Origin of the sequence: Methylobacterium sp. W2 (assembly GCF_020662345.1) — a bacterium.
Classification (GTDB): domain Bacteria; phylum Pseudomonadota; class Alphaproteobacteria; order Rhizobiales; family Beijerinckiaceae; genus Methylobacterium.
The window spans coordinates 110,141-122,899 of the sequence record NZ_VMOA01000005.1; the positions used below are offsets into that span (position 1 = coordinate 110,141).

The following is a 12,759-nucleotide window of genomic DNA, read 5'->3' on the forward strand; positions in this document are numbered from 1 at the left end:
GCCGGTGGGTTGCAAGGTGATGGGGCCGCGAATTCTCGCGGTCCGTGCGACGATCAACAGGGATCCGACCGCCGCATGACAGGCGAATACGCAGATGTCCCGGACGATGCCGCCGAACCGGAGCCGAGCACGCTGCTCGATCCCGGTCTCGGGCGCGGCCGGCGCAATGCAATGCGCACATGCCTCGTCAGCCGGGTCTCTCAGAATCCGGATGGGATGATTCGGTTCGTCCTGTCGCCGGACGGCGAGGTGGTTACCGACCTGAAAGCGAAATTGCCGGGGCGCGGCGCCTGGCTCACTGCCGATCGCGTTACCGTCGAAGCAGCCTTAAAGAAGCGGCTGTTCCAGCGCGCCTTCAAGACCAAGGATGCCGCGGCCCCGGCTGATCTGGGTGACCGGATCGCCGCGGTCCTGCGCGAGGACCTGCGCCAATCCCTGTCGCTTGCCAATAAAGCAGGTTGCCTCGTGGCCGGCTTCGCCAAGGTCGAATCCGCAATCGGTGATAAGGCCGGTGTCGCCGCCGTGATCCAGGCCTCCGATGGCAGTGCGGATGGCAGACGGAAGATCGCTGCGGCATTGCACCGGAGGCATGGCGATGCCATATCCCGTGTCCCGGTCATCGATGATTTGTCCAATGAAGAATTGGACATGGCCTTGGGTCGGGATCATGTGATACATGCGGCGCTTGTCGCAGGAGTCGGGAGCACCGGCTGCCTTGCGCGTTGGCGTCGGCTACGCTCTTTCGAGGGCAAGCCCACGACGGCCGAGGAGGCCGGTTACGCCCGAACAGGGCAAACCGCTTCGACTCTGCAGGACGACGACGAGACGGATTTACCCGGCGCACAGCAGTTTGCCGGTTCACGGGACGATGGAAACCCTCAGGGTTTGGACTGAATGAGCGATACGAATAATCCGGGCGACAAGACGCAGGCACGACCCCCCTCGAAGCCGCTGTCCTTGAAGCGCCCGATCGAGCAGGGAACTGTGCGTCAGAGCTTCTCCCATGGCCGCTCCAAGCAGGTCGTGGTCGAGACCGTGAAGCGGCGCGTCATCGGGGCGGCACCGGCCGCTCCTGTGCGCGAAACGCAACCGGTCGCTCCGGCGTCCCGCGTGGCGCCTCCCGCACCTGCGGCTCCGCGCCCCGCTCAGCGGGCGGCGGGTGGCGTCGTGCTGCGGACGTTGAGCGAGCAGGAGCGCGATGCACGCGCCGCCGCTCTCGCCGACGCCCAGCGCCGCGAGCAGGAAGCACGCCGCAAGGTCGAGGAAGAGGCCGCTGCCCAGCGTGCTCGCGAGGCTGAGGAAGTCCGCCAGCGCGAGGCCGAAGAGCGTCGTCGCCAGGAAGAGGAGCGCCTTCGCGCCGAGGAGCAGGCTCGCCTGCGTGCCGAGGAAGAAGCCGCTCGCGAGGCGGCTCGTGCCGCCGAGGCCGCCGCGAAGGAGGCCGCTGCGGCAGCCCCCGCCGCTGCCGCGCCAGTTCCCGCAACGCCGCCGAAGCCTGTCTCCAAGACGGTGCCGATGGCGCCCGTTTCGGCTCCCATATCGTCAGCCCCGAAGCCCGCCGCGGCAGCTCCCGCTGCAGCTCCAGCTCCGCAGGCTGCTGCTCCGGCGCGTCCGACGGCCCCCGCCGTGCGTCAACCCCTGACGGCACGCCCGACACCGGCCGAGCCGCGCAAGACCATCACCGCAGACGTGCGCAAGCCGCGCGATCTGAACTTCATGGCCAAGCCGGCTCCCGCGCCCGAGCCCGAGGCCGCTCCGACCGCGTCCACGGCCGCACGTCCGGCCGGTGCGGCGGCGCCCGCTGCCCGCGTGCCGGGCCGGCCCCAGGCTGCCGAGGAGGAGAACGAGCAGAAGCGCGTGATCCGCCGCCCCGGCATGCCGCTCAAGATCATCACGCCGCCCAAGACCCCGAAGCAGCCGGGCGGCGACCGCAACCGTGGGCGTCTCACCATCGCCACCGCCACGTCGGGTGAGGACGAACGCACGCGTTCCGTCGCCTCGTTCCGCCGCCGCCAGCAGCGCATGAGCGGCAACCGGCAGGTGGAGCAGAAGGAGAAGCTCTCCCGCGAGGTGACGATCCCTGAGACGATCACCATCCAGGAACTCGCCAACCGCATGTCGGAGCGGGCCGTGGACGTGATTCGCTTGCTCATGAAGCAGGGCGAGATCCACAAGATCACCGATGTGATCGATTCGGATTCCGCGCAGCTGATCGCCGAGGAACTCGGCCACACGGTGCGCCGCGTCGCCGAGTCCGACGTCGAGGAAGGCCTGTTCAACGACGAGCCCGATCTGGAGGAGGATCTTGATCCGCGTCCGCCCGTCGTGACCATCATGGGCCACGTCGACCACGGCAAGACCTCGCTTCTCGACGCCATCCGCAAGACGGCGGTTGTGTCCGGCGAGGCCGGCGGCATCACGCAGCATATCGGCGCCTATCAGGTGGCCTCGCCATCGGGCGACATGGTCACCTTCATCGACACCCCCGGCCACGCGGCCTTCACCTCCATGCGTGCCCGTGGGGCCAAGGTGACGGACATCGTCGTGCTGGTGGTGGCGGCCGACGATGGCGTCATGCCCCAGACGGTGGAGGCGATCAGCCATGCTAAGGCGGCTGGCGTGCCGCTGATCGTGGCGATCAACAAGATCGACAAGCCCGAGGCGAACCCGCAGCGGGTCCGCACCGAACTGCTGCAGCACGACATCCAGGTCGAATCTATGGGTGGTGAGACCCTGGAATTCGAAGTCTCCGCAAAGACCGGCGACGGTCTGCCGGATCTCCTCGAAGGCCTGCAGCTCCAGGCCGAAATCCTCAACCTGCGCGCCAACGAGGCTCGCGACGGTGAGGGTACGGTCATCGAGGCCAAGCTCGATCGCGGTCGTGGCCCCGTCGCGACAGTGCTCGTGCAGCGCGGAACGCTCTTCACCGGCGACATCGTCGTCGCCGGCGCCGAGTGGGGTCGCGTCCGCGCCCTCATCGACGACAAGGGCGAGAGCATTCCCTATGCTGGCCCGTCGGTGCCGGTAGAGGTGCTCGGCTTCAATGGAACTCCGGACGCGGGCGACCGCGTGGCCGTGGTGCCGAACGAAGCCCGTGCCCGTGAAGTCACCGAGTATCGCGCCCGTCAGAAGCGTGAGCGCATCGCTGCACGGACCGGCGGCGCGAACCGCTCGCTCGTCGACATGATGCGCGACCTCAAGGAAGGCTTGGGCCGCAAGGAACTCGCCCTCGTCGTCAAGGGCGACGTGCAGGGCTCGGTGGAAGCCATCATCGGCGCGCTGGAGAAGCTCGGCAACGACGAGGTGTCGGCGCGGATCCTGCTCGCGGGTGTCGGTGGCATCACCGAGTCGGACGTGACCCTGGCGGAGGCCTCCAAGGCCGTCGTCATCGGCTTCAACGTGCGGGCCCACAAGGAAGCGCGTGAATCAGCCGAGAACAAGGGCGTCGAGATCCGCTACTACAACATCATCTACGACCTCGTGGATGACATCAAAGCGACCCTGTCGGGCATGCTCCCGCCGACCCTGCGCGAGGAGCGCCTCGGCGAGGCGCAGATCCTGCAGATCTTCGATGTGTCGAAGGTGGGTAAGATCGCCGGTTGCCGCGTCACAGACGGTGTCGTTCAGCGCGGAGCTCATGTCCGCCTGATCCGCGACAGCGTCGTAATCCACGAGGGCAAGCTGTCCCAGCTGAAGCGCCTCAAGGACGACGCCAAGGAAGTCGGTTCGGGTTACGAGTGCGGTATGTCCTTCGAGAACTTCCAGGACATGCGCGCCGGCGACACGATCGAATGCTACCGGGTCGAGGAGATCCGCCGCACGCTCTAGCAGCGACGCGGCCAGACGAACCCGGCGGCTGCAGCGCGCGCTGCAGCCGCCGTTTTGTTTTGAAGCGGGTCGGCACGTCGATGCGCCCCCGCAAGGTGGGTCGCGCCCCCCTCCAGCCGATCCCGGATCCGAGACCAAGCGATCATGGCTCAGAAACCCAATCCCAGCGGCCCATCGCAGCGCCAGCAGCGTGTGGCCGAGCTCGTCCGGCACGCCATCGCCGAGGTGCTCCAACGCGGCGACATCCAGGATCCCGTCCTCGGCTCGCACGTCATCACCGTGCCGGAAGTGCGGATGTCCCCCGATCTCAAGATCGCTACGGCCTACATCATGCCGCTGGGCGGGCTCGACGAGAAACCGGTCATCGCGGCCCTGGAGCGCAACAAGAAAGCGCTGCGCCAGGAAGTCGCCCGGCGCGTGAACCTGAAATTCGCGCCCGACCTGCGCTTCCTCCGAGACGAGACGTTCGACGAGGCGGATCGGATCGACGCCCTTCTCAGGACCGAAAAGGTTCGGCGCGATCTCGAATCGCAGTCCGGGAATTCGGACGATCGGGACGGCGACGCTCAGAATTGACCATCGCGGCGACGCCGATCGCCCCCCAGCGATCCGAGCACTGCGTTACACCCCATCACGAACTGACCCTGGCGTAGATAAGGATTTCCCGGCTGCAGAGGCCGTTGTTTCCATCTCGCCGTCGCCGAGGACATCATGATCAACGATCCGACGATCGAGCATTCCGACGTCGCCTCCCCGCCGCCCCACCGTTCCGGCGAGGAAGGCCCCTCCCAGGGCCGCCGCCAACAGCGGGGTCAGGGCTCCGATCGGCCCAAGCGCCGCGACGTCAACGGTTGGGTCATCCTCGACAAGGGCGTCGGCATGACCTCGACCCATGCGGTCGCCGTAGTGAAGCGTGCCTTCAACGCCAAGAAAGCCGGCCATGCCGGCACGCTCGATCCGCTGGCATCCGGCATTCTGCCGATTGCCCTCGGGGAAGCGACGAAGACCGTCCCCTTCGTCATGGATGGCCGCAAGGCCTACATCTTCACCGTGACCTGGGGCATCGAGACGGATACCGACGATGCGGAAGGTCGTCCGGTCGCCACGAGCGACTCGCGGCCGGACCGCGCGCTCGTAGAGGCCGCCCTCCCCGCCTTCGTCGGGGCCATCGAGCAGGTGCCGCCGCGCTACTCGGCGATCAAGATCGCCGGTGAGCGGGCCTACGATCTCGCCCGGGACGGCGAAGTGGTGGAACTGGTCGCGCGCCCGGTCCAGATCGATCATCTTGCGGTGGTGGAGCACACGTCCGATCGCACCGTCATTTCGGCCGAATGCGGCAAGGGCACCTATGTACGTGCCATCGCCCGTGATCTCGGCCGCGTGCTCGGATGTTACGGCCACGTCTCGGCGCTCCGCCGCACGCGCGTCGGCCCCTTCGCGGAAGCCGAATCCTGCCTCGTGGCCACCCTCGAAGAGGGCGGTCCTGATGGTAACGCCGCTCATCTCCGGCCTGTGGAGACGGCCCTCGACGCGGTCGTCTCGGTGGCCGTCTCCCGCGACATGGCGCTTCGTCTGATGCGGGGCCAGCCGGTTCTCCTCCGGGGGCAGGACGCCCCCACGGAGGGTAAGGCTTTTGCCACCTGCGGCGGTATTCTCGTGGCCGTCGGCGACGTCGAACGCGGCGAACTTGTTCCGCATCGTGTATTCCACCTCGGCGGAACGGCACGTCAGGGTTGAAAGCCTCGACGCCTGCCAGTACCGGCAATACATTACCTGTACTGGACTGAAGGAGGACCACGAATGTCTTCCGTTTGATTTACGGGTTGTTGACGTTCATCGACTTTGCCTCCCGCCGACCGCTGAGGGCCGGCGGGATTTAGTGTTCCGTTAGAGGGTTCGTCCTACGCCTCGGGACATGACGATCCACATCAGACAGTCGGCGATGTATCCCCTCGGCCGGTTCCGCAAGGAGACCGACGGTGCCGTCGCCATTCTGTTCGCCCTGCTTTCGATTCCCCTGTTGATGCTGTCAGGGCTCGTGATCGATTACAGCGTGAACTCCATGGCCCAACAGGGCCTCCAGGATGCCGCGGATTCCACCGTGATCTCCTTGCTGAAGTTGCCGCTCTCCACCACGAATGCCGATCTCCAGGCGAAAGCGGACAAGCAGATCAGGGCCGCCGTTCCCAAACTGGTGGACACCGACACATCGGTCACCGCCACGCGCGTGGACAATACGATCACCGTGACGGTGGTCGGCAAGAGCCCCACCAGCGTGTCCAAGATCGCCGGCTACAATGCCTTTCCCGTCTCCGTCACGGCGGCGGGTACACGCGGATCCGGCAATCTCGAGATCGCTCTCGTCCTCGACAATACCGGATCGATGAGCGGTACGAAGATCACCAACCTGAAAGCGGCGGCCAACGACCTCGTCACGACGCTGTTCAAGGAGGCCGACACCACCAAGCCCAACGCCCTCAAGATCGGTATCGTACCGTTCTCGATGACCGTGAATGTCGGGTCCGCGAATGCGACCCAGTCATGGCTCGATAAGGATGCAAAGGCTTCGTATCACTCGGAGATCTTCGTCTCCCCGGCGAACCGCATGACCCTCTTCAGCCAGATGGGCGTCCCGTGGGGCGGGTGCGTCGAGAGCCGGCCGTGGCCTTACGACGTCCAGGACACGCCACCCTCGATCGCCACTCCCAATACCCTGTTCGTGCCCTACTTCGCACCCGATGAGTCCGATAAAGACAATAACGCCGTCAACGATTACATGAACGACTATACCACAACGTCATCCGTCACCGACTATCGCACGAGACAGGGCCAAATCACAAAATATTCAAGAAACGTCATTTTACAAAAAGGCCGGATCAGCAGCAACATTCCCTATCTCTACGGTCCCAATTCCGGCTGCGAACTCCAGCCCATCACGCGTCTCACCACGTCGCAATCCACGCTCACGAACGCGATCAACGCGATGACCATCGTCGGCGACACGAACATTGCCATGGGGTTGGTCTGGGGATGGCACCTCCTGTCTCCGAACGCCCCCTTCGCGGAGGGTGTGCCCTATGACGACAAGAACACCCGCAAGTTCGTGGTCCTGATGACGGACGGCCAGAACACCTCCTACGTCGGATCGTCCGCGAACGCATCGATCTATTCCGGCCTCGGCTTCATCTGGCAGAACCGGATCGGGACCACATCGACCAACACCACGACCCGCACGAACGCCATGAATGCCCGGCTGTCGACACTCTGCTCGAACATGAAGAATGCCGGCATCACCATCTTCACGGTTCGCGTCGAAGTCACCGAGGGGACCAGCGACATCCTGCGCAACTGCGCCACCAGCACCGACAAGTTCTATGACGTGCAGAACTCTGCAACGCTCACCGATGCCTTCAAGGCGATCGGAGCACAAATGAGCGAATTGCGGATCTCGCGATGAAGGTCCGAGGATACCCTCGCCTGCTCAAGCGCACGCTGCGGGATCTCTCGGGCAACCGGAGCGGTGCGACGGCCGTCGAGTTCGGGCTCGTAAGCCTCCCCTTCTTCGTGCTGCTCGGCGCGATGCTGGAGGGCTTCATGTTCATGGTCGCCCAGGTGTCCTTCGACAACGCCCTCGACCGGGCCGCGCGGGCCGTCTTCACCGGCACCTTTCAACAGGGCTCCACCGGCAGCGATCCGGCGACACGCCTAATCCAGGAGATGTGCAAGGACGCCACGCTGTTCAGTTGCAACGCGGATAAGATCAAGCTTGAGGTCAGCACCTCGGAATCCGGCGACACGCCCGTCACGTGCTCTCCCTACGACAGCACAAGCCAGTCGGTCTCCACCAGTTTCGGCACAAAGTTCCAGTGTCCCAACGGCGATGACATCGTGACGATCTGCGCCATGGCGGCGATACCGCGTTACTTTCCAACATCGAAACTCACCTTGCCACCCCTTCCGAACAACGAGCAGATGATCCGGTCGATGGTCGTCTTTCGTGCGGAGCCATACGCGCAGGGAAAATGTCAGGCGAATTGATGCGGTCCGTTAATCTCTGTCAGCGGTTCCTCACCGAGCGGTCGGGTGTGTCCGCCGTGGAATTCGCCCTCGTCGCGCCGGTGATGATCCTGATGTTCATGGGAACGATCGAACTGCCTCGCGCCTACACGACCGCGCAACATGCCAACCGCGCCGCTCGCTCCATGGCGGATCTGATCTCACGCACGACCCTCACCGCTCAGGAGGTGGACGGCGTCTACAAGACGGGCCGCAACATGATGGCGCCCTACGACGCCACCGACGCGAAGATCATCCTCACCGCGGCGGGCGTCTACCAGCAGAAAGACGGTTCGTTCAAAGCCAAGGTCTGCTCCAGCACAGCGGTCAACGCGCAGAAATACGCGGCCTCCACGGACCTCGGAGCACCCCCGCCCTCGGAAGCGGTCGACAAGGCCCGCTACGTCATTGCCAAGATGACGATCGAATATAAGCCCATCTTCGACATCTTCCCGGCGCTGACCGCCCTTCCGTTCGAGAAGGAGGTGACTTGGCCCGTCCGAGCGATGAACGGAAAGCCGATTATCCTGCCCGGTGGCGTGGCCTGCCCGGCGACATGATCCGCGAAGGGCATGGCGGTTCCGGGAATGCGACCGAATTGACCGTCAGCGCGCCGGGAGAGCCGTCTCGATCACCCGCGCCCAAAGCGACGCTCCGTAGGGAATGGCGGCATCGTTGAAATCGTAATGCGGATGGTGAAGTCCCGCACTGTCCCCGTTGCCCATGAAGATGTAGGCGCCGGGCCGATGGGCCAACATGTAGGAGAAATCCTCCGCCGCCATCATCGGCGCGACATCCCGCTCTACCCGCTCGTCCCCGACGATCCCCGCCGCCACGTCGGCGATAAAATCCGCCTCGGCCGGGTGGTTTTCCGTCACCGGATATCCGCCGCTGTAATCCACGCGGGCAGTGGCCCCGTAAGCGGCGGCTGTGTTCGTGACGATGGCGCCGATGCGCTCCTGCATGGTGGCGCGCACCGCCTTCGAGAGGGCGCGCATGGTGCCCCGCATGGTCACCTGCTGGGGCAGGACGTTGAAGGCGTCTCCGGCTTCGAGGGCACAGACCGACACGACACCGCTCTCAAGCGGGTTGACGCTGCGCGCCACCACCGATTGCAGCGCGACGACGATGTGGCTCGCCACCAGCACGCTGTCGATGGCGAGATGCGGCTGCGCCGCATGGCCGCCGCGCCCTTCGATCGTGATGGTGAAGCGGTCGGTGGAGGCCATGATCGGGCCGGGACGGATCGCGAAGCGGCCGAGTGCCAAGCCGGGAATATTGTGCAGACCGTAGACGGTCTCGACGCCGAACCGCTCCATCATCCCGTCGCGGACCATCGCCTCGCCGCCGCCGCCGCCTTCTTCGGCAGGCTGGAAGATCATCACCGCCGTGCCGTCGAAATCGCGGGTCTCGGCGAGGTACTTGGCGGCACCGAGCAGCATCGCGGTATGCCCGTCGTGCCCGCAGGCATGCATCCGCCCCGGCATGGTGGAGCGATAGGCGAGGTCGCGCACCTCCTGGATTGGCAGCGCGTCCATGTCCGCACGCAGACCGATGGCGCGGTTCGAACCGTGCGAGCGCCCGCGAATGACCCCGACGACCCCGGTCCGGCCGATACCCGTGGCGACCTCGTCGCAGCCGAAATCCCGCAGCTTGTCGGCGACAAAGCCGGCCGTGCGATGGACGTCGTATTGCAGCTCCGGATGGGCGTGGAGGTCGTGCCGCCATGCGGTGATCTCATCCGCCAGGGCTGCGATCCGGTCGACGATGGGCATGGTTCACGTCTCTTGCGCGTCTTGGCTCGTCTCGGGCCGAGCTTGTCGACCATAGCGCATCCCAGCAAAGGCGAGGCCATTTAGATCGATTTCAAAAAGCGCGGCCGATGGATCATGTGCAGAACGTGATGCCGGTGCTAGCGGGAGGGGGGCTTCGCCCGGACAGGCCGTTGTGGAACCGGCGCATGAGCGGCGGCGAGATCGTCGAGGATCGGGCAATCCGGGCGGGAATCACCGCTGCAATGGTCCGCCAGTGACGCCAGGATTCGGGCCATGGCCTCCAGCTCGGCGATGCGGCGGCGCAGATCCGCCACATGGTGCAGGGCCAGGGTCTTCACCTGAGCGCTGGCGCGTCCACGATCCTGCCAGAGCGCCAACAGGCCGGCGATGTCCTCCACGGAGAAGCCAAGATCGCGGGAACGGCGCACGAAGCGCAGAGTGTGCAAATCCTCCTCGCCATAGAGCCGGTAGCCGGACGCGGTCCTGTCCGCCGGCGGCAACAGGCCGGTCTCCTCGTAATACCGGATCATCTTGGCCGAGACGCCGGTGGCCTTTGCCGCCGCGCCGATGGTGACGGCGCCGCTCATCCCAGGCCTCCCACGCCGCGTCCCGCCTTGCGAAGGCGGAGGGCATTGGCGAGCACGAACAGGCTCGACAGCGCCATGGCGCCTGCGGCCAGGACCGGCGAGAGCGACGGACCGCCGAACGCGTGGAGCAGCCCCGCCGCCACGGGAATCAGCGCGACATTGTACGCGAAGGCCCAGAACAGATTCTGCGTGATGTTGCGCATCACCGCGCGCGACAGACCGATGGCGGAGACGATACCGGACAGCGCCCCCGACATTAGCACCACGTCGGCGCTCTCTACCGCGATGTCCGTGCCCGTCCCGATGGCGAAGCCAATCTCGGCTTCGGCGAGGGCCGGGGCGTCGTTAATACCGTCCCCGACGAAGGCGACCGGGCCGAACCGGGCGCGCAGGTCCCGCACGGCCGCGACCTTGCCACCGGGAAGCACCTCGGCGACGATCTCGGCGATCCCCAGCCGGGCCGCCACCCCGGAGGCCGCTCCCCGTGCGTCGCCCGTGACCATGGCTACGACGAGGCCCTGTGCCGTCAGGGCCGAGACGGCCTCGGCCGCACCCGTCTTGATCGGGTCCGATACGGCCACGAGGGCGGCAAGGCGACCGTCGATGGCGACGTAGAGGGGGCTCTTTCCCTCACCCTCCAGTCGAGAGGCCGCCTCGGCGAGATCGCCGGCGGCGATGCCGTGTCCGTTCAGATGGCGCCGTGCGCCGACGATGATCGCCTGCCCGCCGACGCCCCCCTCGACACCGTGGCCCGGCACGGCCTCGAAACGGTCGACGGGAAGCAGGGAGAGGCCCCGTTCTCCGGCCGCCTCGACGATGCTGCGCGCGATGGGATGTTCGGACCGCGCTTCCACCGAGGCCGCGAGGCGCAGCACCGCGTCCGGCTCGAAGCCCGCTGCCGTGACGAGGTCGGTAAGGGCGGGCCTGCCCTCGGTGAGGGTTCCGGTCTTGTCGAAGGCCACGACCTTGGCGTCGCGCAGGGCCTGCAGCGCCGCGCCGTTGCGGAAGAGCACGCCGAGCTCCGCCGCGCGCCCCGTGCCGACCATGATCGAGGTCGGCGTCGCCAGTCCCATGGCGCAGGGGCAGGCGATGATGAGGACGGCGATGGCGTGGACGAGGGCCAGGCCGAGGGCGGGACTCGGACCGAGGGCGAGCCATCCGACGAAAGTCGTCAGGGATGCGGCGATGACGGCGGGCACGAACCAGCCGGTGACCCGGTCGATCAGGGCCTGGATCGGCAGCTTGGCGCCCTGCGCCGCCTGGACCATCTCTACGATCTGCGCCAGCACCGTGCGCGCGCCGATCGTGTCCACGCGCAGATCAAAGCCGCCATGGGTGTTTAGCGTGCCGCCGACCGTGCGGTCGCCCTCGCGCTTCCGCACGGGCAAAGGTTCGCCGGTGACCATGCTTTCGTCGACGAAGCTCTCCCCCGCCGCGACCACGCCGTCGGCGGCGATGCGCTCGCCGGGGCGAATGCGGACGATGTCGCCGAGCCGAAGGGACGCCAGGGGAATGTCGCTTTCGTGCCCCTCCCGAATGACGCGTGCGGTCGCCGGCGCGAGCCCGATAAGGCGCGCGATGGCCGCGCCGGTACGCCCCTTGGCCCGAGCCTCCAGGGTGCGGCCGAGGAGAATCAGCGTGACGATGAGGACGGCGGCCTCAAAATAGAGATGAGCCGTTCCCGGCGGCAGGATCTGCGGCGCCAGGGTCGAGACCAGGGAATACGAGTACGCGGCCCCCGCACCGAGGGCGACGAGGGCGTTCATATCCGGATGCCCCTTCACCAGGGCCGGAACCCCATGCCGAAAGAAGCGCCGTCCGGGCCAAGCGAGGACGAGGGTGGCGAGAACGGCCTGAAACAGGCCGGCCGCCGTGCCGAGATGGGCATGGACCGCCTCGCCGAAGCCGGGGACGAGATGCCCCCCCATGTCGAGGACGACGATCGGGGCTGACAAGGCGGCGGAGATGATGGCGTCGCGGCGGAGTTCCAAAGCCTCGCGCTCGTGCCGGTCCTCCGGCACACCGACGCTCCCCTCATCAATGGGAGAGGCCTCGTAGCCGGCGACCGTCACAGCCTCGACGAGATCCGCGACGTCGACCGCTCCTTCCGCATGGCGCAACGTGGCCCGCCCGGTGGCGAGGTTCACGTTGGCCATGCTTACCCCGTCGAGGGCGAGAAGTGCGCGTTCCACGCGGCCGACGCAGGAGGCGCAGGACAATCCACCGACGGACAGCTCCGTGACGGTCTCGGGCACCTCGTAGCCGGCCTTGCCAATTGCGGCGACGACACTCGCCGGGTCGCCGTCCAGGATCAGGCTAGCCCGGCCGGTGACGAGACTGACAGCAACGTCCGATGCGCCGGGAAGCGCAGCGAGGACGCGCTCGACGCGGCCGACGCAGGTTGCACAGCTCATGCCGACGACCGGAAGGTCGAGACGACGTCCCCTGACGGGGCGCTGCTTGGGGGAAGCGATCACGGTATCCATACGAGCGTATGTGGGGCTTCCCATCGTGGG

The 12,759-nt window shown here is 66.4% G+C and carries 10 protein-coding genes; 7 read left to right on the top strand and 3 right to left on the bottom strand.

Annotated elements, in window-relative coordinates:
- The first annotated feature begins 75 nt into the window (after positions 1–75).
- The 7 genes from FPV16_RS04380 (at position 76) to FPV16_RS04410 (ending at position 8,441) form a co-directional block, all read left to right on the top strand.
- Positions 76–894, top strand: coding sequence for an RNA-binding protein (locus FPV16_RS04380; RefSeq protein WP_227436378.1), 819 nt, complete (start codon positions 76–78; stop codon positions 892–894).
- On the top strand, positions 895–3,825 hold the full coding sequence (gene infB, locus FPV16_RS04385; RefSeq protein ID WP_227436380.1) for a translation initiation factor IF-2: 2,931 nt from the start codon (positions 895–897) through the stop codon (positions 3,823–3,825).
- A 144-nt stretch (positions 3,826–3,969) separates the two neighbouring features.
- Positions 3,970–4,401, top strand: a complete 432-nt coding sequence (gene rbfA / locus FPV16_RS04390; protein ID WP_227436382.1) for a 30S ribosome-binding factor RbfA — start codon at positions 3,970–3,972, stop codon at positions 4,399–4,401.
- A gap of 135 nt (positions 4,402–4,536) precedes the next feature.
- Entirely contained in the window at positions 4,537–5,562 is a 1,026-nt protein-coding gene (gene truB / locus FPV16_RS04395; protein WP_227436383.1) for a tRNA pseudouridine(55) synthase TruB, read from the top strand.
- A gap of 178 nt (positions 5,563–5,740) precedes the next feature.
- Positions 5,741–7,282 (top strand): TadE/TadG family type IV pilus assembly protein, encoded by a 1,542-nt coding sequence (locus FPV16_RS04400; protein ID WP_227436385.1) that lies wholly within the window; start codon positions 5,741–5,743, stop codon positions 7,280–7,282.
- Positions 7,279–7,863, top strand: a complete 585-nt coding sequence (locus FPV16_RS04405) for a TadE/TadG family type IV pilus assembly protein (RefSeq protein ID WP_227436387.1) — start codon at positions 7,279–7,281, stop codon at positions 7,861–7,863. The genes FPV16_RS04400 and FPV16_RS04405 overlap by 4 nt, the downstream gene beginning before the upstream one ends.
- Complete coding sequence (locus FPV16_RS04410) at positions 7,863–8,441, top strand: TadE/TadG family type IV pilus assembly protein (protein WP_227436389.1); 579 nt, start codon at positions 7,863–7,865, stop codon at positions 8,439–8,441. The genes FPV16_RS04405 and FPV16_RS04410 overlap by 1 nt, the downstream gene beginning before the upstream one ends.
- Before the next feature lie 45 nt (positions 8,442–8,486).
- Here the strand turns inward: FPV16_RS04410 and FPV16_RS04415 are convergent, their stop codons facing one another.
- The 3 genes from FPV16_RS04415 to FPV16_RS04425 form a co-directional block, all read right to left on the bottom strand.
- Positions 8,487–9,656, bottom strand: coding sequence for a M20 aminoacylase family protein (locus FPV16_RS04415; RefSeq protein ID WP_227436390.1), 1,170 nt, complete (start codon positions 9,654–9,656; stop codon positions 8,487–8,489).
- Between the two features lie 137 nt (positions 9,657–9,793).
- The gene (cueR, locus tag FPV16_RS04420; RefSeq protein WP_227436392.1) at positions 9,794–10,243 is read right to left on the bottom strand and encodes a Cu(I)-responsive transcriptional regulator; all 450 of its coding nucleotides are present in this window, start codon (positions 10,241–10,243) and stop codon (positions 9,794–9,796) included.
- On the bottom strand, positions 10,240–12,729 hold the full coding sequence (locus tag FPV16_RS04425; RefSeq protein ID WP_227436478.1) for a heavy metal translocating P-type ATPase: 2,490 nt from the start codon (positions 12,727–12,729) through the stop codon (positions 10,240–10,242). Before FPV16_RS04425 ends, cueR begins: the two co-directional genes overlap by 4 nt.
- Between the last annotated feature and the right edge of the window lie 30 nt (positions 12,730–12,759).

Bases quoted from the DNA above. Each gene is read 5' to 3' on its own strand.
- FPV16_RS04410 (WP_227436389.1), top strand. From the start codon at position 7,863: ATGCGGTCCGTTAATCTCTGTCAGCGGTTCCTCACCGAGCGGTCGGGT.
- truB (WP_227436383.1), top strand. From the start codon at position 4,537: ATGATCAACGATCCGACGATCGAGCATTCCGACGTCGCCTCCCCGCCG.
- FPV16_RS04380 (WP_227436378.1), top strand. From the start codon at position 76: ATGACAGGCGAATACGCAGATGTCCCGGACGATGCCGCCGAACCGGAG.
- rbfA (WP_227436382.1), top strand. From the start codon at position 3,970: ATGGCTCAGAAACCCAATCCCAGCGGCCCATCGCAGCGCCAGCAGCGT.
- FPV16_RS04415 (WP_227436390.1), bottom strand. From the start codon at position 9,656: ATGCCCATCGTCGACCGGATCGCAGCCCTGGCGGATGAGATCACCGCA.
- cueR (WP_227436392.1), bottom strand. From the start codon at position 10,243: ATGAGCGGCGCCGTCACCATCGGCGCGGCGGCAAAGGCCACCGGCGTC.
- FPV16_RS04425 (WP_227436478.1), bottom strand. From the start codon at position 12,729: ATGGATACCGTGATCGCTTCCCCCAAGCAGCGCCCCGTCAGGGGACGT.
- FPV16_RS04400 (WP_227436385.1), top strand. From the start codon at position 5,741: ATGACGATCCACATCAGACAGTCGGCGATGTATCCCCTCGGCCGGTTC.
- FPV16_RS04405 (WP_227436387.1), top strand. From the start codon at position 7,279: ATGAAGGTCCGAGGATACCCTCGCCTGCTCAAGCGCACGCTGCGGGAT.
- infB (WP_227436380.1), top strand. From the start codon at position 895: ATGAGCGATACGAATAATCCGGGCGACAAGACGCAGGCACGACCCCCC.